Origin of the sequence: Gordonia lacunae, assembly GCF_002149015.1 — a bacterium.
GTDB lineage: Bacteria > Actinomycetota > Actinomycetes > Mycobacteriales > Mycobacteriaceae > Gordonia > Gordonia lacunae.
Genome location: NZ_NGFO01000044.1, coordinates 1 through 23,193 on the forward strand (window position 1 = coordinate 1; position 23,193 = coordinate 23,193).

Below are 23,193 nucleotides of genomic sequence, written 5' to 3' on the forward strand. Positions count from 1 at the left end.
GGTACCGAGGCACAGTTCGCCCGACACGCCGGCGTCGCACCCGTGCCAGTGTGGTCGGCCAACCCCGGCCGCCATCGCCTCACCCGCTCAGGCAACAGACAACTCAACGCCGCCCTGCACCGCATCGCTTTGACCCAAGCCCGCATGCCCGAGTCCCTCGGCCACACCTACTACCAACGCAAACGCGACGGAGGCAAAACCAAACGCGACGCCATGCGCTGCCTCAAGCGACGTCTGGCCCGCGTCGTCTACAACAACCTCACCCTCGATCACCACAACCGCACAACCCCACAACACGACGCCGCTTGACATAGGAGCTATGAGGAGCGAGCTTGCGAGCGTCACGAAGGGTTTCACAGCCTCGGTCGCCGACCCTTCGTGACGCGCCCTCCGCAAGCTCCGGGCGCTCCTCAGGGAGCAGAAGACGCCCGGTGGTGCCGGCTCTCCCGCCGGGTTCGAAAACACCGCGGGCGCACCCGGTGGATACCGGATGCGCCCGCGGGTGGTCGCTCTGTTGCTCCCTATTCGGGAGGGGGCTGCTTGCGGAAGGTGCGCGTGGCCGAGTCGTCGGCCGGCGGCGTGTCGCCGACCTTGGGGATCTGCTCGGTCGGTCGCTCCCAGGGATTCGCGCCTGCCGGCGCTGCTCCGGCCGGCGGTGCGTCGCGCTTGATCAGCGTGGTGTCGCGCTCGTCGGCGGGCGGAGTCGTGGGCGGCGGGGTGTCGTCCACCCGGGTGTCGTCACGGCGTCCGCGGAAGAACAGCAGCACGGCGGCGATGAGCAGGATGAGGCCGACGATGCCGAGGATGATCGGCACCCACACGCCACCGACCTTCAGCTGGTCGATGTATCCGCTTGCCTTGCCCGCCTGGTTGGAGACGGTGTCGTCGGTCCACTTGAAGGTGCCCTTCAGGGCGTCCATGCGGAAATCGCGGACCGCCTGCGGAGTGGCGTCGCTCTGGTCGGGGGACTTGAAGTACTGGTGCTGGTCCTCGCGACCGTCGACGATGGTCCCGGTCTGCGGCTCCACCCACACGTGGCGCGTCGCGGCGGCGTACCGGTGCATGGTGATCGGGTCGTTCGCCCGCACCCCGCGCCCGGTGATGCCCCACCAGCGGGCGGGCATCGTCAGCATCGTGCCCAGTGCCGCCTCGCCCTGCGCGTTCGGGAGGTTGGAGAGATCGGTCTCCGGGACGTCACACACGAAGTGGTACGTCTTCACCCCGTCGATGGTCTCCTCGCCCTCGAACTTCGCCGCACAGTCCTGGCGGGTGTTGAGGTCGTAGTACGGGTAGTCGCGCTGCTGCACGTCGAAGCCGAACTTGTACTGGTAGCCGGTGCGGTTGTCGATGGCGACCGACACGTCGTTGACGTTCCCGCCTTCGGGGACCGCCTCGAGCTGCAGCGAGCTGACCGCACCGTTGGGTGCCGAGGTCTTCCGATTCACCGACACGCGGTCGATGGTCGCGGTCAGCAGTCCGTCCTCACACGTGCGGGTCTCGCCCGCGGCGGCGAAGGTGGGTTCGGTCTCGGTTCCCTCGGCATCGCGCAGGCGGTCGATACGCACGGTCTGCGCCGACTGCAGGCTGGCCTGGCGGCTGTCCGACGGCTCGATGATGATCGAACGTCGCTGCTGCGTGAGGTGCGCCTCGAGAGTGCGGGCACGGTCCTCGGACACCGAGCAACGATCGAAGATCACCGCTGGGAAGCGCTCTCCGGTCGAACCGTCCGCGGCAACAGTGGTGGCGTCGGACGTGATGTCCAGATCGAGCGGAACCACCTTCAACTGCGGCACGAGATAAAGCGGTATGGCGATGGCCGCCGCGATGCACGCAGCGCCGAAGAAGGCCAGCACTGCCGGCACAAAACGTCTCATGTGTGACTCCTGGAATCAGCTGATCGCTCCCACCCTAACTGTCGCGTTTGCCACAGATGGGCACAGTGGGTCCGACATGCCGGAATGGGCGGCGTCCGGTCAGCCCCGATCGGCTCGACGATCGCGCTCGGCCTCCTTCAGGATGCCGGCCATGTAGCCGTAGATCTCCTTGTCGGACATCGCTTTCCATCGGGGCGCCAGCAGTTTGGTGTACTTCTCCACGTACAGCAGCTGCTTTCCGACGAGGACGAGTTCCCGCGGTAGGCGCGCGTCGTGGGCCTTGGCGACGGCGGCGAGCTGGCGACCGAGATCGGTGTAGGACATCGAACCGAGCTCGGCGGTCGACAGCGGGGTCGTCACCTTCTTGATGTCCGCGGCGCCCTGGGTCGTCGATCCCGGCTTGTGCACGGCGCCGAGGAGGAAGATGGCACGGCCCGCGGACTCGTGGTCACCGCGGACCACGAGGTCGACGACGAGCTGGCGCAGGATGCGTCGCGTGCGGGGGGTGAACCGGCCGACGATGCCGAAGTCGAGGAGGACCAGCTTGCCGGCATCGTCGACGAGGACGTTCCCGGCGTGCAGGTCGCCGTGGAACAGGCCGCCGTGGAACGCCGAGTCCAGCAGGGACAGTAGGAGATTGCGGCACAGCGCGACACCGTCGTGGCCGGCGGCGCGCACGGCCGCGGCGTCGTCGATGCGGGTCGCGTGGATTCGCTCCATGGTCAGCACGCGCTGTGTCGTGAAGTCGTCGTAGACGTGGGGGACGCGCACGCGGTCGCCGTACGGTCCCGGCTGGAGGCAGGCGAACCACTCGCGCATGGTGTCGGCCTCGATGCGGAAGTCCAGCTCGGCGTCGAGTCCGGCCGCGAAGTCCTCGACCACATGCCGGGCGCTGAGCATCCGCCCGTACTCGGAGATCTCGGCGAGGCCGGCCAGGCGCTCGAGGATCGCGACGTCCGGTGCCAGCCGGTCGGCGATGCCCGGGCGCTGGATCTTGACCACCACCTCCTCGCCGCTGTGCAGGGTCGCGGTGTGCACCTGGGCGATCGACGCCGAGGCGATCGGCACCGGGTCGAACGTGGCGAAGACCTCTTCGGGTCCGCGGCCGAGTTCGGCGATGAACTGTTCGCGCATGAGTGCCGGGTCGGCCGGTTTCACCCGGTCGAGCAGCGATTCGAACTCGGCGGACATGGACTCGGAGAACACGCCGGGACTCGAGGCGATGAGCTGCCCGAGCTTCACATACGTCGGCCCCAGGTGTTCGAAGGTGGTCCGGATCTCGTGTGCGACGCGGGCGGCGCCGGGTGCGCGACCTCGCAAGGCGTCGCCTGCCGTGTGGAGGACGAGACGTCCGACGCCCGCGGCCGCGTGAGCGGTGGTCGTCCCGAATCGCGTGAGCTCGGCGATGGGGGACACCGGGTGCAACTGCGTGCGCTGACCGTCGTCGACTGAGCTGTTGATCGTCACCGTCGGTCATTGTAACGATCATCGACGCCGGATCCAGTGCCCTCGACCCCGCGACGTGCCGTTATGGCACCGAGGCCGCGCGCGGGGCACACTGGCGGCGTCGGACACATGCATCAGCCCGCATCTGTTCGTGTGTCGTCGGTGCGTCGCGCACCACCCCCTCTGCCAGCCATCGAATGTGTACCGAGGAGTCCGCATGCCCACCACGGTCAACGCCTACATCGCCCCGGCAGCCGATCGTCCGCTCGAGCCCACCACCATCGAGCGACGCGATCTGGGCCCGAACGACGTGTCGATCGACATCGCGTTCGCCGGGATCTGTCATTCCGACATCCACACCGCCCGCGACGAATGGGGTGGGACCAGGTTCCCGGTGGTCCCCGGCCACGAGATCGCCGGGACGGTCGCGGCCGTCGGCGACGCCGTCACCCGGTATGCCGTGGGTGATCGGGTCGGCGTGGGCTGTTTCGTCGACTCGTGCCGCGAGTGCGAACCGTGCCGGCTCGGCGAGGAGCAGTACTGCGAGCGCGGCAACGTGGGCACCTACAACGCCGTCGGTCGCGATGGGACACCCACACACGGCGGATACAGCACGTCGATCGTCGTCGACGAGAACTACGTCCTCCGGATTCCCGACGGCATCGCACTCGACGAGGCGGCCCCGCTGCTGTGTGCCGGGATCACGCTCTACTCACCACTGCGGCACTGGGGCGCCGGTCCGGGAAAGAAGGTGGCGATCGTCGGCCTCGGCGGGCTCGGTCACGTCGGGGTCAAGATCGCCCACGCGCTCGGCGCCGAGGTGACGGTGCTGTCGCAGTCGCTGAAGAAGATGGAGGACGGCCTGCGCCTGGGAGCCGACCACTACCATGCGACCGGCGACCCGCAGACCTTCCGCGAACTGCGGAACACCTTCGACCTCATCCTGAACACCGTGTCGGCCAATCTCCCGATCGGCAGATACCTGGGCATGCTCGCCCTCGACGGCACGCTGGTGGAACTCGGGTTGCCCGAACATCCGATCGACGTGCCCGCGGGTGCGCTGATCGGCAAGCGCCGCAGTTTCGCCGGTTCGATGATCGGTGGCATCGCGCAGACGCAGGAGATGCTCGACTTCTGCGCCGAGCACGGCATCGGTGCCGAGATCGAGGTGATCTCGGCGGACCGGATCAACGAGGCCTATGACCGCGTCGTGGCGTCGGATGTGCGCTACCGCTTCGTGATCGACACCTCGACTCTGTAGCCATGTTTGCCTCCTGAAGCCGGTGGGCACCCGCCGAGAGTCGACATGCCCCGACATCAGGCAAGGAGGCCGCACATGGATTCGACCCGATTCCGCGAACTGGCGACCGCGACCGGACCGTTCGCCACCATCTACATCGACGACTCCCACAACACCGAGAACGCCGCACATGCGGTGGAACTCCGCTGGCGGGCTCTGCGTGAGGAACTCGAGTCGGCGGGGGCGGATGCGGCGGTGGTGGAGACGATCGGCACCACCCTGCTCGACGGCACGCCCGCGGTCGGGCCGAGCGGGCGTGCAGTGATCGCGGGTCCCGACGGCGTGCTGCTCGACGAACACCTCATCCGCCCACCGGTCACACCGGTGGCGCGGTATTCGCCGGTGCCCTACCTGGTCCCGCTCGTCGAACACGGCACGAGTGCCCCGCGGCACGTGATCGCCGCCGTCGACCACGCCGGCGCCGACATCGAGCTCGTCGAGGCGGGCGGCTCGTTGCTGACGCGGGAAACTGTTGAGGGAGAAGGTTATCCGATCCATCACGCAGCCGGTGCCGAGTCGCCGGGATATGGGGATCCGCAGCAGCGCAGCGACGAACAGAATCGCAAGAACATCCGGCAGATCGCCGACCGCCTGACCGAGATCGTCGACGCGGACCAGCCCGAGATCGTCTTCGTGATCGGCGAGCTCTCGTCGATGTCGGACCTGCGGTCGGCGGCTCCCGATCGGCTCGCCGAGCGGTTGATCGATCTCCAACTGGGAGCCCGCGACAGCGGCATCGCCGACGACGCCATCCGTGCGGCGGTGACCACCGAACTGGGACTTCGCCAGAACCGCACGATGGCCGACGCGGCGGAGAGTCTGCAGGCGGGGCTCGGACACGAGCCCGCGCTCGCCGTCGAGGGATTGACGGCGGTGTGCGGAGCCCTTCGCAACGGTGAGGTCGAGACACTCATCATCGGCGACCTCGACGACACGACCGTGTTCGACGGCGGTGACGCCGCGGGCGGCCTCGCCACCGTCGCGCCGACACCGGAGAACCTGTCGGAGTTGGGCGTACCGCCGGAGCGCACGCTACGTGCCGACGAGGCGTTGCCGATGGCGGCGGTCCTCACCGGTGCCGGTCTGGTTCGGATCGACGAGCGCATCTCCCCGCGCGACGGGGTGGGCGCCGTACTGCGGTATGCACCGAGGACGCCGGCCGGCAACTGAGGTACCGGTCAACCCGGTTCACCCGCAACCGAAACCAACCCGTCGCACCGGCGCCCGGGCGGCAGCAGCCTCGCGCGTCGGGCCGGGTTTGCCCGGTGCGACGAACGGGAACCCGTCCACCTGACAGAGGCATCACCGAGCGACATCAACCGGAGGGTCGACGCACACGATGACCGAAGAACTGCCCATGGAACCGGCCGAGACCGGCACGCCGGACGCGACGCCCGACGACGCTCGACGCAAGGTCGACGAACTCGAGGAGCGGACCGTCGTCGAACCCGACACAGACGAGCAGGTGGACCCGTCCGCCGCCACCGCCCGAGACGATGAGGACGACCCGGGCTCTCCTGCGGCGGGCGAGGCCGAACCGCCGGACTGAGAGCGCTACTCCGATCATGACGGCAGAGCACATGACCAGCCAGGAGCCTGACAGCCGGCGAGCCGGTGCGTTGCGCATCGTCGCCGAGCACGGGCTGCCCGCCACCCTGGTCCAGGGTGGCGAGGACCGGATCGAGCGGATCGCCGACGAACTGGCGCTGGAGTACCGCGGGTACACCGTCACCAGGGACACCACGCTGCAGATGACGCCGCGCGGTGATCTGGAGACTGTCTGGGGCACCGACGACACGGCGGACGAGGTGATCGTGTTCGTCACCGAGATGCCGCGCCTGTACAAGCCGCGGGACGCCGACGGAGACGACCGCAGCCCCCGGAATCTCGTGGTGCTGGCCGAACTGGATCGCGAGCGGAACGCCGCCGTCGTCTCCCTCCCCGCTCTCGGCCCGGCTCCCCGGCGAGCGCTGCGGACCCTGATCGCGACCATCGCCGGGACGGTCACCGGCGGCGACTCGGTGGGCGAGTTCGAGCGGCAGCGCGGCATCGTCGTCATCCGCGATGACAACACCGAATACGTTTGCGCCGAGGGCTATTCGCGCCGACTCAAGCTGATGGCCGGAATGGTCCGGGGAAACCGGCCGTGGCGGTTGATCCCGACTCTCACGGGCATGACGGCCGCGGCCGCGGCCGCAGCGTCGTTCGGCATCTTCTTCTCGACCATCTGGTCGATGGCCAATGCGTTGAGTGCGTGGCGTCTGGCCGCGATCACCCTGTTGTCACTGGTCCTCGCCTCGGTGTGGCTCATCACCAACAACCGGTTGTGGGAACGCGCAACGGTCACCGCGAAACCGCGCGCGCGTCTGTACAACATGGCCACGGTCTGCACCGTCGTGTTCAGTGCGGTGGTGTTGTATGCCGGGTTGTTCGTGGCGACCCTCGCCGCCGCGCTCATCGTCATCGAGGAGAACTTCCTCGCCGCACAACTGGGATATCCGGTGGGCCTTCGCAATTACGTGTACCTCGCGTGGCTGGCGACGTCGATGGGGATCTTCGCCGGCGCCCTGGGGTCGAGCGCCGACAGCTACGGCGATGTCCTGCGCGCCACCTATGGATATCGAGAGCGCCTGCGGCGACAGGCATCCGAGGATGCCGGACACCGACCGGACAACGAAATCCACTGACCGCACAAGCCTTCGACGACCGACCGCACCCTGAGGAGTCAGTCATCATGGACCAGTCTCGCGCACCGCTCCTGGAAGCCCTCGAGGCGTACCGCCGCGACGAACGCTACGGGTTCACGCCACCAGGTCACCGGCACGGGCGGGGCGTGGACGACCGGACCCGGGTCGCGATCGGTGCGGACGCCTTCGCCTCGGACGTACTGGCCGCGGGTGGCCTCGACGACCGGCGGATGACGGGCGGCTATCTCTCCGACGCGGAAAACCTGATGGCCGAGGCGGTGGGCGCCGAGATGGCCTTCTTCTCGACCTGCGGTAGTTCACTGTCGGTGAAGGCGGCGATGATGGCCGTCGCGGGCGGCGAGAACGGCGAACTGCTCATCACGAGGGACGCACACAAGTCGATCGTTGCAGGATTGATCTTCTCGGGTCTGCGCCCGCGCTGGGTTCGGCCGCGGTGGGATCAGACCCTCCATCTGACCCACCCACCGTCGCCGGAGGAGGTCCGCAAGGCGTGGGAGACCGATCCGCAGGCCTCCGGTCTGCTGCTCGTGAGTCCGACGCCGTACGGCACCTGTGCCGACATCCGTGCCATCGCCGATGTCTGCCACGAGTTCGGCAAGCCGCTCATCGTCGACGAGGCGTGGGGCGCGCACCTGCCGTTTCACGATGAGTTGCCCACCTGGGCCATGGATGCCGGCGCCGACGTCTGCGTGGTCAGCGTCCACAAGATGGGAGCCGGGTTCGAACAGGGATCGGTGTTCCACGTGCAGGGCGACCTGGTGGACCGGACCCGGCTGTCGCAGTGCGCGGATCTGCTGATGACCACCAGTCCGAACGTCCTGATCTATTCGGCTCTGGACGGCTGGCGCCGCTTCATGGTGGAATCTGGCCGCGAGATCCTCGGCAGGGCACTCGAACTGGCTCGATCTGTCCGCCGCAGCGTGGACGAGATCCCCGGGCTGAAGGTCATGCACGACGAGCTCCTCCACGAGGAGGCGAGTCATGACCTCGACGAGATGCAGGTGCTCATCGATGTGAGCGAGTTGGGCGTCAATGGCTACCAGTGCGCCGACTGGTTGCGGGAGAACTGTCGCGTCGATGTCGGGTTGAGCGATCACCGGCGCATCCTGGCCACCCTCTCGCATGCCGACGACGAGGGAACCGCGGCTCGCCTCCTCGACGCGCTGAGCGAATTATCCCGTGCTGCAACCGACTTCGAGACACCCCCGGCGATCTGGCAGCCGTCTCCGGACGACCTGCAGCTGGAGAATCGAATGCTGCCCCGGGATGCCTTTTTCGGGGACACCGAGGCGGTGTCGCTGGACGAGGCCCCCGGACGGATCGCCGCCGAGCAGATCACGCCCTACCCGCCCGGAATTCCTGTGGTCGTGCCGGGCGAGGTACTCGACGAGGCGGTCGTGAAGTACCTGCGCACCGGGAAGAACGCGGGCATGAACCTGCCGGACGCCGCTGACGACGCGTTGGAGACGATCAAGGTCGTCCGCTAGATCCCGGGCTCATTCGTACGGCGGAAAGCTGTTCTGCGACAGCAACCGGCCGAGATGTGCCGCGTTGCGGGCCGCGGCATGGGTCGCCGAGTCGACGGGGTCGGGTACCGAGTCGAGATCCTTGTAGTCGCGGCCGCCCATGGCCTCGTCGTTCCAGTAGGTGTTGCCCTGCCCGGGGATCGTGAACCCGATGTCGTTGAGCGCGCCGAAGATGTCGGCGATGATCTTGTGCGCGCCGTCCTCGTTGCCGACGACGCCGCACATGGCGACCTTCCCGAGCATGGCCGGCCGGCCGGCGTCGTCGGTCTCGGAGATCTCCGCATCGAGGCGCTCGAGGACGCGCTGTGCCACGCTCGACATGTGGCCCAACCACGTCGGGGTGGTGATTACCAGGATGTCGGCGGCGGCGATCCGCTCGAAGAGCGCGGGCCATGCGTCTCCGTCGCCCATGTCCCGTTCGACTCCGGGCCGGATGTCGTGGTCCACCGCGCGGATGGTGTCCCCGGCGACGCCCTGGTCGGCGAGTGCGTCGAGGATGTGCCGGGCGATGAGGTCGCTGCTCGACTCGGCAGGTGAGGGTTTGAGGGTGCAGGTGATCGCGAGTGCTGTGGTCATGCCGGTCGGGTACCCCGTACCGACGCGGACGCAACCTCTGTCAGCTCGCGTGATTCTCCGCGAGCATCGCCAGTCGTTTGAGGCACTCGTTCAGGCGCGGCGACATGACCGTCTCCTGGATCGTCGGCGGAATCCACCTGAGCGGCACGGTCTCCACGAACTCCTCCATGCCGATCCGGGAACCGTTCCCGTCCTTCTCCACGGTCATGCGGATGCGGGCGCGTCCGAAAGGCCAGCCGGCCGCCGACAATTCGAGGAGCCCGGCCTTCGATTCGACGGATTCCGTCTCGTCGTTGAGCAGCGCAGGCCACACTCCCACCGAGTGGTGGATCTTCGATCCCGCCTGCGGCCACGACTGGTCGACGTCGCGGATGCGGGAGGCCCCCACGACCCACGATGCATACAGCCAGCCATTCGAGAGCACCGACCACACCTGCGCCGGTGTTGCGCTCGTCTGGCGTTCGACTCGGTTCATGCTCCGATCTCCGTTCAGTGGTTGTTGTCGGTCTTCGTCAGGCGACGGATGACGTTGCGGTCGAACACTCGTCGCGGTAGACCGCGGAGTCCGTCCGAGGCCAGGGCGGCGCGTGCGGCGTTGTTGCCGCAGGCGCCGTGCACGCCGCCGCCCGGATGTGCCCCCGACCCGGCCAGGTAGAGCCGGTCCACCGGTGTCGACGCACCGCCGAGGTTCGGCGTCGGACGGAAGATCAACTGCTGGAACAGCTGTGCCGTGCCGCCGTTGACCGTGCCGTGGACCAGGTTGGCATCGGCCGCCTGGAGGTCGTGCGGCGTCTGGACGTGCCGTCCCACGATGAGGTCGGAGACACCGGGCGCGTGCGCCTCGAGCACCGCGTCCATGCGCCGGGCCAGCAGTTGCGCCGCGTCGTCGTCGGTCACCCCGCGCGGGAGATGACTATAGGACCAGGCGCTCTCCGTGCCGGCGGGGGATCGGCCGGGGTCGGCGGTGGTCATCTGACCGAAGAGCAGAAACGGGTGTTCGGGGACTCGACCGGTTTCGATGTCGGCGGACGAGTAGGCGATGTTGCGGGCGTCCGCACCGAGATGCACCGTGCCGGCGCCACCGAGATTCGCGCTGCGCCAGGGGATCTTCTCCCCGAACGCATAGTTCACCTTCACCACGGGGGTGTCCCAGGTGAAGGTTCGCAGATCGTCGAGAACACGGGCCGGCACGTCGTCGGCCGAGAGCAGTTCGGTGTACAGCGCGGGCGCCGAGACGTCGGCGAGAACTGCTCGTCTCGCGGGCCATCGGCGACCGGTGCTGTCCACGACCCCGGTCGCCCGTCCGCCCTGGACATCGATGCCGGTGGCGCGTGTCTCGCACACGACGGTCACCCCGGCGCTCTCGGCGCGGCGTCGCAACGCCGCCGACAGTTCCCCCGCCCCGCCGACCGGCACCGGATACCCCGTGTCCTGGCCGAGCATGGTCAGCAGATAGCCCATCAGGCCGCTGCCGGGAGCGTGCAGTGGGATGTCGGCGTGCAGGGCGTTGCCGAGGATCAGCAGACCGGCCTTCTCACTGTGGAACAGCTCCCGCACCATCTGATCGGCAGGCAGGATCAGGAAACGGCCCAGTCGCAGGGCGTCGGCGGTGCCGAGGGAACGCAACACCGACAGCAGGGCTCGGACCGGCGGAAACGGGCCGAACAGCGTGTCGAGGATGGCCGGCCGGAGCTGCTGCCACTGCTCGACCAGGTCGAGCCAGGCCCGCCGGTCGCGCTCGTCGAAGGTGGCGAGGTGAGCGGCGGTGTCGGCGGCGTCGGGGAACACGACGGGCGCATCGACGTCGTCGGGTCCGGCCGGATGGCCGAAGGCCAGCGGTGCGCGGCTCCACTGCAGGCCGTGGCCTGCGAGGTCGAGGTCGGCGAAGACCGGGGACGCCACCGCGAGCGGGTAGAAGGCGCTGAACAGATCGGTCACGTAGCCGGGGGTGAGCTCCGCACTGCGGACCGCACCGCCGACCTCGGGCTGCGCTTCGAGGAGCGTGACATCCCAGCCGGCGTCGGCGAGGCGTATCGCGGCGATGAGGCCGTTGTGACCGGCTCCGATGACCACTGCGTCCGACACGCTCACCGGTCGACTCCTCTCGTCGATGTCACTTGCATCCGGGCCCGTTCACCGTGCTCGTCCGTCCGGTGCGCGGGGTACCCGCCGCCCCAGACGGTAAACGCAGACGGTGGACGCGGGCGCGTCGAGTCGCACTGTGCCCGGCGGTCATGGTCGATGTGTAGTGCCCCGGTACGGGGGGTAGTGCGCTCGGGTGACGAACTCGGCTGATCTACGGTCGCGACTCCCGGACCTGCCGTTTCCGCCCGAACGCCTGTGGCATCCGCAGGTCACCGACCATCGGCTGAAACGACGATGCGCGGGACGGCCGGTGGTGATCACCGGCTGCGGGGCGGGAATGGGACGGGCGTTGGCGCGACGACTCCATCGTGCGGGCGTCGAGGTGTACCTGAGCGACGTCGACGTGGCCGCCGCCCTCGAGACGGTGCGACTCTGCGACGCCGGTGACCGTGTGCACTTCGACGAGGTCGATGTCTCCGACGCCGATGCGATGTCGGCCTATGCCGACTCCGTCGTCGGCAGGTCCGGCGCGCCGGCCATGGTGTTCAACAACGCCGGGATCACGATGGTGGCCGGGGTCCTCGAGGAGGACGACGAGTACGCGCGGCGGATCATGTCCGTCAACCTGGGCGGCGTCGTGAACGGCACGGTCGCCTTCCTCCCGCACCTCGAGGCGGCCGGCGGCGGCTCCATCGTGAACACCTCGAGCGCATTCGGTCTACTCGGTTCGCCCGCGCAATCCGCGTACTCGGCGTCGAAGTTCGCTGCGCGCGGCTACTCCGAGACCGTTCAGCAGCAGCTGCGGGCCGACGGTTCGGGTGTCCGGCTGCACGTGGTGCACCCCGGTGCCGTCCACACCGAGATCGCCGCGCGCGCACTCTATGTGACACCGGGGGTGCGGGACTACGTCACGCGCGGATTCAACCACCGCCTGCCCGGGACCAGGCCGGAGGCGGCGGCCGCGGCGATCCTGCACGGCGTGCTGGCGGGCCGCGACCGCATCCCGGTCGGATTCGACGCGCGTGCAATCGATCTGGGCGTGCGCCTGCTGGCCGGCGCGGTGCAGCGTCCGGTGGCGACGCTGACCCGGCCGGTGTTCGGCCGGATCCTGGGGGCGGCCGCTCTCCGAGGGACCCAGGCCGGCGCCGTCCCGGGGGCGTCGCGTTCGCGGTGAACTCGGTGTGGCGACGTCAGTCGTTGTGCGAAGCCAGGTTTCGCGTCGCCGGACCTTCGAGGACCTCGCCGGTGTGACTGAACCGCGAACCGTGCAGCGGGCAGTCCCAGGACTGCTCGGCGTCGTTCCACCGGAGCACGCCGTAGAGGTGGGTGCACAGCGGCGCGACCGACCGCGTCTGTCCCTCCACCGTGCACACTCCCTCGGGCTTGACGCCGGAGCGTCCGACGCTGCCGTCGCCCTCCTTCGGCGCCCCGTCCGCGGGCTTCAGCAGCGAGAGATACCCGGCCGCCATGTACCCGGCGACCTGAGCGTTCGCCGACACCGCCGACGCCAGTGACCCCGGCCGGCTGATCTCGGTCGTGCGCCACGGACGCAGGGTCGTCGACCACGAGGGCTCGGACCCGAGGATCCGCCCGGTCATGGCGAGCGCCGCGGCGACACCGTTGGTGAGGCCCCACTTGGCGAAACCGGTCGCCACCTGCACGGAGTCGACGCCCGGGAGGATCGGTCCGACGTAGGGCAGTTCGTCGATCGTCGTGTAATCCTGGGCTGACCACCGCGCGACCATCTGGGCGCTGGGGAAGTGCTTCTGGGTCCAGCTCAGCATGTCCAGGACGTGCTGTCGCTCGGACTTCGTGCGTCCCACCTCGTGGCCGAATCCGCCGACCATCAACAGCTCTCCGTCGTAGCCGGGGCGCGTGATCGTCCGCAGGGAGACCGAGGGGTTGTCCGAGCCCAGGTACATCTCGCGGGGGATCTCCCCGTCGACGGTGAACGCGGCGGCGTAGGAGCGCTGTGGATGGACCCGGGCGAAGTAACCGCCGCGGTCGAGGAAGGGCTGTCCGGTGGCGATGACCACCGAGTCGGCGCGCACGTCACCGGCGTCGGTCGACAGGACGTTCGGCGAGCCGTGACGCAGTCCCTGTACGCGGACGCCCTCGTAGAAGTGGCCACCATGCGCGCGCAGGTCGTCGGCGAGGGCGCGCAGCACGACCATCGGGTCGATCTGCGCCTGACCGTCGAGGCGGATCGCGGTGCGGACGTCGAAGGGTAGCTCGGGGCAGTCGACGTGCTCGACCGGGAGATCGTGGGCGCGGCACGCCTCGTACTCTTTCTCGACCGACTTCGCACCGGACGCGGTGGCCGCGAAGGTGAGTGCCGCGCGCTCCTCGACCTGCAGGCCCCGGTGTTCGAGATAGTGCCGCAGCCAGGCCTGGCCCTCGCGATTGGCCTCGACGTAGTCCTGGACGGCGGCGTGCCCGTGGCGACTCGCGATCGACGACAACCGGGTGCCCTGCAGCAGTGAGAGTTTGCCGGTGGTGTGGCCGGTCGCTGCGGCACCCATGTGTCGTGCTTCCAGGACCGCGACCGACTGGCCGGCGCGGGCGAGCAGGAGACCGGTGGTGAGGCCCGTGATCCCGCCGCCGACGACGACCTGGTCGAAGGTGTCGACGACGTCGATCGGCATCGTCTCCGGACGGACATCGGGCAGGAAGTCGGGGGCTGCCTCGCCCGCGGGGTCGAACCAGAGGGTTTTCATGGTGTCCGGGTTTGCCCCAGCCGGAGGCGGTCAAACATCGCAGCCGGAGGCGGTCAAACATCGCAGCCGGAGGCGGTCAAAAACGCAGCCGGAATCGGGCATGACGGCCGGTCCCGCCACGGGGTAAGGTTTTCGACTGGGAATCGAAAACGTGGCCGGAGTGTTGCCCGGAGGCCGGGGCATCCGATGCCGCGGCGAGAGGCGGTCGACATGAGCGGGTCCATGCGTGCGGAGGTCACCGAGCGAACGGTCCGCGCCGACCTCGTGGTGGTGGGTGCCGGTATCGCCGGTCTGACCGCGGCGCTGTGGGCTGCCCGGGACGGGCTCCGGGTCGTCGTGCTCAACAAGGGGCCGCGATGGAACGCCTCCAGCCGGGAGCAGCCGACCTCGACGTTCTACGCCCAGGGCGGTGTCGCAGTGGTGATGCCCGGGGTGCAGGGGCCGGAGGGCCCCGACTCGGTGGACCGCCACCTCGCCGACACGATCGCGGCCGGCGCCGGACTCACCGACCCGACGGCGTCGGGTCTCATCCTCGCCGACGGATGGGCCTCGGTGTCGGCTCTGATCGGGTGGGGTGCCGACTTCGATCGGGACGCCGACGGTGCACTGCTGCGCACCCGCGAAGGTGGTCACACCCGGCGACGCATCATCCACGCCGGGGGCGATGCGACCGGTGCTGCGATCCAGCGGGCCCTGCACGAGGCCGTCCGGCACCCGGGTCACGACGCCCGTGACGCCCCGCCGATCCGATTCCTCGACGACACGATCGCCACCGCGGTCCTCCTCGACGACGGACGCGCCGTCGGCGTCGCCTGCCTGCGGGCGGGGCGTGCGGTGTCGGTGCTGGCCCCGACCGTGCTGCTCGCGACCGGGGGAACCGGGCACCTCTACGCCGCCACCACCAATCCGGCGGGCTCGACGGGTGACGGCATCGCTCTCGCCCTGCGCGCCGGGGCCCAGGTGGCCGATCTCGAGTTCATCCAGTTCCACCCGACGATGCTCTACACCGAGAGCGCGCGGGGACGCCGGACCCTCATCAGCGAGGCCGTGCGCGGGGAGGGCGGCCGACTCGTCGACGTCGAGGGCCGGCCGGTCACCGAAGGTGTCCACCCGATGGGCGATCTCGCCCCCCGCGACGTGGTGGCCGACGCCGTGCAGACGGCGATCGAACTCACCGGGCACCCGTGCGTCTACCTCGATGTCAGCGGCGTCGTCGACTTCGAGGACCGCTTCCCCACGGTGACCGCCGGAGTGCGCGCGGCCGGGCTCGACCCCGCGGGCGGCCGTATCCCGGTCGTGCCGGGAGCCCACTATCTGTGCGGGGGCGTCGTCACCGACGAGTCGGCCCGCACGGCGGTGGACGGGTTGCTCGCGGCGGGCGAGGTCGCGCGCACCGGGTTGCACGGCGCCAACCGTCTCGCGTCGAACAGCCTTCTCGAAGGTCTGGTGATGGGGCGCCGCGCGGCCGCCGTCGCGGTCGGGCGACGAGGTCTCCCGATGCCGGAAGCCGGTGGCCGGCGGTTCGAGCAGCCGGTCCCCATCCTGGAGCGGGGGTTGCTCCAGGACATGATGACGCGGCAGGTGGCCCTGCGGCGGTCGGCTTCGGGACTCGCCGCGGCCGCCGACACGATCGCCGGCGCGCCCCGTCGGATGGCGGAGTCGGTGCGCGATGTCGAGGACGCGGCCCTCACGCTCACCGCATCAGCGGTCGTTGCGGCGGCGGCGGCGCGCACCGAGTCGCGGGGCGCGCACGTCCGCACGGACTTCCCACTGACCGGCGACGTGGCGGAGTCGCGGGTGTTCCGAATCGTCGACGGCGAACTGCGGGAAGCCCGGCCCGCGGCCGTCCCCGGGTGACGTGACCGGTGAAGTCGATGCGCGCGGGGAGCCGCCGGCGTTAGATTGGCGTCGATGACCCAGTTCTCAGCAGACGGTCCAGGGCGCGATGTCGGCCCCGATCGCGATGACCCGGCCACCGCGAACCCGGAACGGATCACCCTCGAACTCGGACACGTCACCCTGCATGCGCTGGCGTGGGGCCCCGTGGGCGGGCCGGTCGTCGTCTGCCTGCACGGGTTCCCCGACTCGGCCTGGACGTGGCGACACCTCGGGCCCGAGCTCGCCGCCGCCGGTCATCGGGTGATAGCTCCTTTCACGCGCGGCTACTCACCGTCGGAGATGCCGGCGGACAACGACTTTCACGTCGCTGCACTCGCCTACGACGCGATCGGGGTTCATCACGCGGTCGGTGCGGGCGCCGACGCGGTGTTGATCGGACACGACTGGGGCGCGATGACGGCGAACGCGGTGGCGCACCGCGATGACAATCCGTTCGCGGCGGTGGTCTCGATGTCGGTGCCGCCGGTCCCGGCGGTACGCCGCTCGCTCTCCGGTGGGATCGACGGCGCCAGGACCCTCGGTCGCCAGGCGCTGATGAGCTGGTACATCGCATTCAATCAGTTGCCGTGGCTACCCGAACGGGTGCTTCACCGACTGATCCCGCTGCTGTGGCGACGCTGGCGACTGAACACCGGCGCCGGCGCGCGGCCCGATCACCGGCTCGACGTCGACCACGCCTTGGCGGCCTTGCCCACCTTCGCGCACCGGACGGCGGCACTCGGGTACTACCGCGCGCTCCGCCGACCGCGGACGCACCCTCGCTACGCCGCGCTGCGGAACGACTGGCTGGGTGAACCGCGTTGCCCCACGCTGTATCTGCACGGAGCCGACGACGGTTGTATGCAGTCGCGCCTCGCCGACCGGGTCCGTGAGGTGCTGCCGGCCGGCAGCGCGGCCGCGGTCGTCGCCGGGGCAGGCCATTTTCTGCACCTCGACCGGCCGGATGAGGTGAACGGGAGAATCCGCGCGTTCGTCACTTCGGACGCGCGGGGCCAAGGGGTGGCACCGGACCGGCCCGCTTCGTAGACTGACCCGCGGGATCTTCACCACACCGTGGCCACGGGGGAGCGGCCACCGCAGAAATGCATGCCGGGGGGCTTGCTACCGGGCGGCACGATGCCGACGGGCACGAGCAGACGACCGTGCGCGACACAGTGGTGTGGTCGTGCGAAGATCTCGCGGCGATGCAAGGCATGAAGGGGAGTCCGTATGAACGGCGAGGGCTGTTGGTCGACGGTGGTGTGCCGGCCGGCCGAACGCGCGGCGCTGGGCCTGTCGGGTGACTCCGATTGGTTGCTGCAGTGCCGGCTGGCGATCGGTCACCGGGGTAATCACGCCACCGATGCGAGCACGCATCCGCGGCATGACCGGCGGCTGTGGCTCGAGTGGAACGACTTCGACGACCGCGCGCAGTCCCTCATCGAACGCAACCCCTGCCCGGTGCCGTCTCCGGAAGGCGCGGGGTGCGTGTTCTTCGCCGGACACGGCGGTCCGCACTTCTACGCGCGCAGCAATGGGCACGCTCCGTCGGTGATGAGCGGGGCGGGTGCGCCCAACCCGCAGACCGGCGCGCCTGATCGCGGCGTCGATCCGCTGCGTCAGTCCCCGCCGCGACCGGGTTCGTCGCGGATGGGTTCGCACCGCCTGCCCGACTCACACCCGGCGGCTTCCCTGTCGGCGCAGCCCCCCACGTCCGCCGATCCGGAACCGAACACGTCGTACCGCGGCGGCCGGCGCTCGACCAACGTCGAGCCACAGGCCGCGGACGACTACCACGGCCGACGCCACCGCTCCGACGCCTATGACGTCGCCTACTCGCCGGCGACGGACCCCGTCGATCCCGTGGACGGACACGATCGCAACGATGCCGGCCTCGGCAGCCAGGGTGCGGAACCGGCCCCCGTCACGCCGGGAAACCTCCCGGCCGTACCCGCGCCGGACCACGGCGCACCGGGTTTCGACGCGACACGAGCGGCAGCCATCGGAGCCGCGCTCGACGAGGTGGCCACCGCCCTGGCGAAGCTGGCCGCCGCACTGCGCTCGTAGCGGGTCTCCTCGCGGTCCACCTCACGCTTCCTAATCCGAAAGAGCCGTTATAGCCCCTGCTCCCTGAGGAGCGCCCGGAGCTTGCGGAGGGCGCGTCACGAAGGGTCTTGGCGAGACGAGCTTGCGAGACCCTTCGTGACGCTCGCAAGCTCGCTCCTCAGGGAGCAGTGAATGTGGTCGCCGCACCGAGCACGACGGTTGTCTAGTAGTCCACGACGGCCGCCAGGCCGCAGAAACTGAGGTGCGAGGAGCGCAAGCGACGAGCCACGAAGGGCCGGCGACTCCCCAGAGGCGGACTACAGCGATGACGTGCTCGAACCCGAAGATACGGTAGGGGGGTACCGTTATTCGTCCCATGGTGGTATACCTGGTCGAGCATACCCTTGCGGGGTATCCGGACGGGAGAATCATGGACGAGCACCAACACGGCTACATCGGCCGGAAGGACGACTACCTCCGCCGGCTCAAGCGCATCGAAGGGCAGGCACGCGGCCTGCAGCGCATGGTCGAGGAGGACACCTACTGCATCGACATCCTCACGCAGGTGTCGGCGATGACCAAGGCATTGCAGGCGGTCAGTCTCGGCCTGCTCGAAGAGCATATGGCGCACTGCGTGGTTCATGCCGCGCAGGAGAGCGACGAAGCCGGCAAGGCCAAGGTCGACGAGGCCATGGCGGCGATCACGCGCCTGGTCAGATCCTGACCGGTCCTGCTCGGCCTCCCCACAACCACGACGATCCCAGGAGTACAGACATGAGCACCACCAGCACCTACACCGTCACCGGCATGACCTGCGGGCACTGCGCCGCATCGGTCCGTGAGGAGATCGAGGCCCTGCCCGGCGTGACGAGCGTCGAGGTGACCGTCGACGACGGCTCGGTGCGTGTGTCGGCCGAACGCGAAATCGGCCGCGACGAGGTCGCGGCGGCCGTCACCGAAGCCGGCTACGCGCTGGGCTGACCATGCGATCCGCTGCCACCGGGCCCCTCGCCTACGTCGTCGCGCTGATCGCGGTCTTCGCGATCGCGTTCGGCGTCGGCCGGGCATGGGGACCCGATGTCGAGCCGGTGACGCACGACGCGCCGTCGCACGGCGTCGTGGTCACCGACGAACCGTCATCCGATTCGCACGGAGGTGATCATCCATGACCGCGAGCACCGGGCAACTGGTCGACCTGGACATCTCCGGCATGACCTGCGCGTCCTGCGCCAACCGCATCGAGCGCAAGCTCAACAAGCTCGACGGCGTGACCGCGTCGGTGAACTACGCGACCGAGCGCGCCCACGTCGAGGTACCCGCAGGTCTGGCGGCCGGCGACCTCGTCGAGGTGGTCCGCGCGGCCGGTTACGACGCATCGCCGATCCGCCCCGATGCTCCGGAACACCCGGGAGCGGGGTCCGGCGATCCCGAACTCGACGGTCTCCGACAGCGCCTGATCGTGTCCGCGATCCTCTCGGTGCCGGTGATCGCTCTCGCGATGGTCCCGGCACTGCAGTTCACCTATTGGCAGTGGCTGTCCCTGACCCTTGCGGCGCCGGTCGTCGTGTGGGGCGCCTATCCGTTCCACCGCGCGGCGTGGATCAATCTGCGTCACGGCGCGACGACGATGGACACCCTCGTGTCCGTCGGCACTCTCGCGGCGTTCGGATGGTCGCTGTACGCGCTGTTCCTCGGGACCGCGGGCACTCCCGGGCTCACCCACGGCTTCGACCTGCTGCCACAGCGGACCGACGGGTCGTCGCACATCTACCTCGAGGCCGCCGCCGGCGTCACGACCTTCCTGCTCGCGGGCCGCTACTTCGAGAAGCGTGCCAAACGGCGGGCCGGTGACGCGCTCGCCGCACTGATGGACCTCGGGGCCAAGGACGTCGTCGTCCGACGCCCCGGCGGCACCGAGACCCGAATCCCCATCGCGGAGTTGACGGTCGGCGATGAGTTCGTCGTCCGTCCCGGTGCGAAGATCGCCACCGACGGCGTCGTCGTCGATGGTGCGTCGGCGGTCGACGCGTCGATGGTGTCCGGCGAATCGGTGCCGGTCGAGGTCACCGTCGGCGACTCGGTGGTCGGCGCGACCGTCAACACGAGCGGCCTCCTCGTCGTCCGCGCGACCGCCGTCGGTTCCGACACCGCACTCGCCCAGATGGCCCGTATGGTGACGGCGGCGCAGGAGGGCAAAGCCGACGTCCAGCGTCTGGCCGATCGGATCTCCTCGGTCTTCGTGCCGATCGTGATCGCGATCTCGCTTGCCACCCTGGGCTTCTGGCTCGGCGTGGCATCGACGACCGACTTCGCCGGCGGCGATGTGACCTTCGCGTTCACCGCCGCCGTCGCGGTCCTCATCATCGCGTGCCCGTGTGCGCTCGGACTCGCCACGCCGACGGCGCTGATGGTCGGCACCGGGCGAGGCGCGCAGTTGGGCATCCTGCTGAAGGGCCCGGAGGTGCTGGAATCGACGCGACGGGTCGACACGATCGTGCTGGACAAGACGGGCACCGTGACGACGGGCGAGATGACCCTGTCCGGGATCACCGTCGCCGATGGGTACACGAGCGAGCAGGTCCTGGGCTGGGCCGCATCGGTGGAATCGGGATCGGAACATCCGATCGCGGCCGCCATCGTCGACGCCGGGCGCGACCACATCGACTCGCACGTCCGTGACTTCGTCTCCACGCAGGGCGCGGGCGTCACCGGGGTCGTCGGTGACCGGTTGGTGACGGTGGTGTCGCCGAGCAAGGTCGACGTGCCCCTGCCACGGTCACTCGACGACGCCGTGGCCATCGCCGAATCGGACGGCGCGACCGCAGTCGTCGTGCTGGTCGCCGAAAGATTCTCCGAAGCTGCTGTCGGACAACAGGTTCCCGTGGGGGTCGTCGTGGTGGCCGACCGGGTCAAGCCGTCGTCGGCTGCGGCGATCGCCGAGTTCCGGCGACTGGGGTTGACGCCGAAGCTGCTCACCGGCGACAACGAGGGCGCCGCCCGCGCCGTGGCGTCGAGCGTCGGGATCGACGACGTCACCGCGGGCGTCAGCCCGCGACGCAAGCTGGAGGTGATCGCCGAACTGCAGGAGCAGGGCCACGTGGTGGCGATGGTCGGCGACGGGATCAACGATGCCGCGGCGCTCGCCCAGGCGGATCTCGGCCTCGCGATGGGTACCGGGACCGACGTCGCGATGGCGGCGAGTGACCTGACCGTCGTGAGCGGCGACCTGCGCGCGGTGGCCGACGCCATCTCCTTGGCACGTCGGACACTCGGCACCATCAAGGGAAATCTGTTCTGGGCCTTCGGATACAACGTCGCGGCCATCCCGCTGGCCGCCGCTGGGATGCTGAATCCGATGATCGCCGGTGCGGCGATGGCGCTCTCGTCGGTCTTCGTCGTCGGCAACAGCCTGCGACTCCGCGGGTTCACCCCGCGGCGCTGACCGGCAACCGCCCTCGCCGGCGGCGCCGGCGACCCTCCGGCGTCTGTGGCCCGCGGGAGGGCGGTTGTCGGCCGGGGTGTCCGACCGTCAGGCGCTGGTGGTCACCCGTGCTGCGGCGTGCCGCCCGGCGCGCCGGCCGAAGTAGGAACCCTCGCCCAATTGCGTTCCGCTGCAATATCCTTTGCAGTCCTGGGCGATGTTCGTGGCACTGGCGCCGGCGGCGTACAGGCCGGTGATCACCGTGCCCGATTCGTCGAGCACCTCGCCGTCGATCGAGGTCGCCATGCCACCCATCGTGAAACCGGCGTACATCGCCTTGCCGAGTGACAGGTCGTAGGCCGCCCACGGTCCGGTGTCCTGAGGCTCGAGGAACTCGGCGGCCTTGTGGAAGTCGGGATCCTCTTTCTTGGCTGCGTTCTCGTTGTAGCGGGCCATGGTGGCCTGCAACTTGCCCTCGGGGATGCCGAGGTCACGTTCCATCTCCTCGATGGTCTCCCAGCCGTCGATCAACGGGACCAGGTAGTTCTGCTTCTCGTTCATGTGCGACTCGTTGACGATGAGGTAGGCAACCGAATCCGGCTGCTCGAGAACGAATCCCGAGGTCCTCGCGTGGTAGGAGTCCTCGGTGACGAATCGCTCGCCGAACTTGTTCACGATGACGCCCATGACCATGCTCGCGGGCGGGTAGATCGGCGCGGTGATGAACGCCTTGTCCATGTATTTCAGTGCGGCGCCGACGGATCGGCCCATGCGCAGGCCGAGGCCGTCGTCGTAGGTGTTGCCGAGCACGAACGGCTTCTCGGCGAGATGCGGGGTGTGTTCGGCGACCATGTCGGGATTCATCACGAACCCGCCGGCGGCGATGATCACCGAGTCCGCGCGGATGACGCCCTCTGCATCGGGCGTCTTCCACGTCACGCCGACGACTGCACCGTCTCCGTCGACGACCAGCTGACGGGCGCCCGTTTCATACCGGACCTCGGCGCCCAGCTCGTCGAGCCGGGTGACGAGCAGGTCGATGACCAGCTTCGCGCCGCCGGTCTCCCCGGGCACCGGCACCTTGTGCCCCCGGGGCGCCGGCACGGCCTGGTCCTTGAACGGCCACACCTTCTCGTTGCCGGTGAACATCAATCCCTCGGTGCCGGGTTGGATGACGGCCTTCTCGGGATAGAAGCTGCGCTCGAAGGTGAACCCCAGGCCCTCGAGCCAGTTGAAGTGGTCGACGCTGTCGGCGCAGTAGGCGTGGATCTTGTCGACCTCGGGATCGATCGAGACCGCGGTGAGGTACTTCTCCATCTCCTCGACGGAGTCGTCCTGGCCGGTGGCCTTCTGGACCGCGGTACCGCCGCCGAGGTAGAAGAACCCGCCGGACAGCGAGGTGGTCCCGCCGGGTGCCGCGGCGCGTTCGAGCAGGAGTACGCGCGCCCCCTCCGCGGCGGCCTCGGCGGCGGCACATCCGCCGGCGATGCCGAATCCGATCACGACGACGTCGACCTCGTCGGAGAACTCGCTGACCGAATCGAGTGCGACGGTCTCCGGGATCTCGGTGCTGGTAGCCATGCCGCTCAGATTAGCCGACAAACTAGAACCTGTTC

General features: G+C 69.2%; 20 protein-coding genes and 1 pseudogene. 14 read left to right on the top strand and 7 right to left on the bottom strand.

What is annotated here, in order from left to right:
- The coding region (locus CA982_RS24060; protein WP_144066109.1) for a transposase at nucleotides 1-309 on the top strand (309 nt) is incomplete at its 5' end.
- A gap of 212 nt (nucleotides 310-521) precedes the next feature.
- Here CA982_RS24060 and pgfA read toward each other — a convergent pair.
- Nucleotides 522-1,874 carry a cell envelope lipid trafficking protein PgfA gene (gene pgfA / locus CA982_RS24065; protein WP_086537653.1) on the bottom strand — a complete coding sequence of 451 codons (1,353 nt, stop codon included), beginning with the start codon at nucleotides 1,872-1,874 and terminating at the stop codon, nucleotides 522-524.
- A gap of 99 nt (nucleotides 1,875-1,973) precedes the next feature.
- Nucleotides 1,974-3,341, bottom strand: a complete 1,368-nt coding sequence (locus tag CA982_RS24070; RefSeq protein WP_086537654.1) for an ABC1 kinase family protein — start codon at nucleotides 3,339-3,341, stop codon at nucleotides 1,974-1,976.
- A 196-nt stretch (nucleotides 3,342-3,537) separates the two neighbouring features.
- On the opposite strand from CA982_RS24070, the gene CA982_RS24075 reads away from it, so the two are divergent.
- From CA982_RS24075 to CA982_RS24095, 5 genes are all read left to right on the top strand, one after another.
- Entirely contained in the window at nucleotides 3,538-4,581 is a 1,044-nt protein-coding gene (locus CA982_RS24075; RefSeq protein ID WP_086537655.1) for an NAD(P)-dependent alcohol dehydrogenase, read from the top strand.
- A 75-nt stretch (nucleotides 4,582-4,656) separates the two neighbouring features.
- Nucleotides 4,657-5,790 (top strand): Rv2629 family ribosome hibernation factor, encoded by a 1,134-nt coding sequence (locus tag CA982_RS24080; protein ID WP_086537656.1) that lies wholly within the window; start codon nucleotides 4,657-4,659, stop codon nucleotides 5,788-5,790.
- Nucleotides 5,791-5,959: 169 nt separating this feature from the next.
- A complete protein-coding gene (locus tag CA982_RS24085; RefSeq protein WP_086537657.1) occupies nucleotides 5,960-6,169 on the top strand; it encodes a hypothetical protein in 210 nt (69 codons plus the stop codon).
- A 16-nt stretch (nucleotides 6,170-6,185) separates the two neighbouring features.
- The gene (locus CA982_RS24090; RefSeq protein WP_086537658.1) at nucleotides 6,186-7,307 is read left to right on the top strand and encodes a hypothetical protein; all 1,122 of its coding nucleotides are present in this window, start codon (nucleotides 6,186-6,188) and stop codon (nucleotides 7,305-7,307) included.
- A 47-nt stretch (nucleotides 7,308-7,354) separates the two neighbouring features.
- A complete protein-coding gene (locus tag CA982_RS24095) occupies nucleotides 7,355-8,815 on the top strand; it encodes an aminotransferase class I/II-fold pyridoxal phosphate-dependent enzyme (RefSeq protein ID WP_086537659.1) in 1,461 nt (486 codons plus the stop codon).
- A 9-nt stretch (nucleotides 8,816-8,824) separates the two neighbouring features.
- Here the strand turns inward: CA982_RS24095 and CA982_RS24100 are convergent, their stop codons facing one another.
- The 3 genes from CA982_RS24100 to CA982_RS24110 are packed head-to-tail and all read right to left on the bottom strand — an operon-like array spanning nucleotide 8,825 to nucleotide 11,521.
- Nucleotides 8,825-9,430, bottom strand: a complete 606-nt coding sequence (locus tag CA982_RS24100) for a flavodoxin family protein (protein ID WP_086537660.1) — start codon at nucleotides 9,428-9,430, stop codon at nucleotides 8,825-8,827.
- A 40-nt stretch (nucleotides 9,431-9,470) separates the two neighbouring features.
- On the bottom strand, nucleotides 9,471-9,905 hold the full coding sequence (locus CA982_RS24105; protein WP_086537661.1) for an SRPBCC family protein: 435 nt from the start codon (nucleotides 9,903-9,905) through the stop codon (nucleotides 9,471-9,473).
- A gap of 14 nt (nucleotides 9,906-9,919) precedes the next feature.
- The gene (locus tag CA982_RS24110) at nucleotides 9,920-11,521 is read right to left on the bottom strand and encodes a phytoene desaturase family protein (protein ID WP_086537662.1); all 1,602 of its coding nucleotides are present in this window, start codon (nucleotides 11,519-11,521) and stop codon (nucleotides 9,920-9,922) included.
- 304 nt (nucleotides 11,522-11,825) lie between these two features.
- Between CA982_RS24110 and CA982_RS24115 the strand changes: the two genes are divergently transcribed.
- Complete coding sequence (locus CA982_RS24115; RefSeq protein WP_086537673.1) at nucleotides 11,826-12,689, top strand: SDR family NAD(P)-dependent oxidoreductase; 864 nt, start codon at nucleotides 11,826-11,828, stop codon at nucleotides 12,687-12,689.
- 16 nt (nucleotides 12,690-12,705) lie between these two features.
- On the opposite strand, the gene CA982_RS24120 is transcribed toward CA982_RS24115, so the two are convergent.
- Nucleotides 12,706-14,232 carry an FAD-dependent oxidoreductase gene (locus CA982_RS24120; RefSeq protein WP_086537663.1) on the bottom strand — a complete coding sequence of 509 codons (1,527 nt, stop codon included), beginning with the start codon at nucleotides 14,230-14,232 and terminating at the stop codon, nucleotides 12,706-12,708.
- 210 nt (nucleotides 14,233-14,442) lie between these two features.
- Between CA982_RS24120 and nadB the strand changes: the two genes are divergently transcribed.
- The 7 genes and pseudogenes from nadB to CA982_RS24155 all read left to right on the top strand — a co-directional run bounded on the left by nadB (nucleotide 14,443) and on the right by CA982_RS24155 (nucleotide 21,598).
- Nucleotides 14,443-16,089: an L-aspartate oxidase gene (nadB, locus tag CA982_RS24125; RefSeq protein ID WP_086537674.1), complete on the top strand. Its 1,647-nt coding sequence runs from the start codon at nucleotides 14,443-14,445 to the stop codon at nucleotides 16,087-16,089.
- Nucleotides 16,090-16,143: 54 nt separating this feature from the next.
- Nucleotides 16,144-17,162, top strand: a pseudogene (locus CA982_RS24130) (alpha/beta fold hydrolase).
- 178 nt (nucleotides 17,163-17,340) lie between these two features.
- On the top strand, nucleotides 17,341-18,177 hold the full coding sequence (locus CA982_RS24135) for a chromosomal replication initiator protein DnaA (protein ID WP_086537664.1): 837 nt from the start codon (nucleotides 17,341-17,343) through the stop codon (nucleotides 18,175-18,177).
- A gap of 409 nt (nucleotides 18,178-18,586) precedes the next feature.
- A complete protein-coding gene (locus CA982_RS24140; RefSeq protein ID WP_086537675.1) occupies nucleotides 18,587-18,880 on the top strand; it encodes a metal-sensitive transcriptional regulator in 294 nt (97 codons plus the stop codon).
- Between the two features lie 50 nt (nucleotides 18,881-18,930).
- Nucleotides 18,931-19,137 (top strand): heavy-metal-associated domain-containing protein, encoded by a 207-nt coding sequence (locus CA982_RS24145; protein ID WP_086537665.1) that lies wholly within the window; start codon nucleotides 18,931-18,933, stop codon nucleotides 19,135-19,137.
- Between the two features lie 2 nt (nucleotides 19,138-19,139).
- Nucleotides 19,140-19,325, top strand: a complete 186-nt coding sequence (locus CA982_RS24150) for a hypothetical protein (RefSeq protein ID WP_086537666.1) — start codon at nucleotides 19,140-19,142, stop codon at nucleotides 19,323-19,325.
- Nucleotides 19,322-21,598: a heavy metal translocating P-type ATPase gene (locus CA982_RS24155; protein ID WP_086537667.1), complete on the top strand. Its 2,277-nt coding sequence runs from the start codon at nucleotides 19,322-19,324 to the stop codon at nucleotides 21,596-21,598. The genes CA982_RS24150 and CA982_RS24155 overlap by 4 nt, the downstream gene beginning before the upstream one ends.
- 87 nt (nucleotides 21,599-21,685) lie before the next feature.
- Here CA982_RS24155 and CA982_RS24160 read toward each other — a convergent pair whose 3' ends face one another.
- Nucleotides 21,686-23,158, bottom strand: coding sequence for an FAD-binding protein (locus CA982_RS24160; protein WP_086537668.1), 1,473 nt, complete (start codon nucleotides 23,156-23,158; stop codon nucleotides 21,686-21,688).
- Nucleotides 23,159-23,193: the final 35 nt, after the last annotated feature.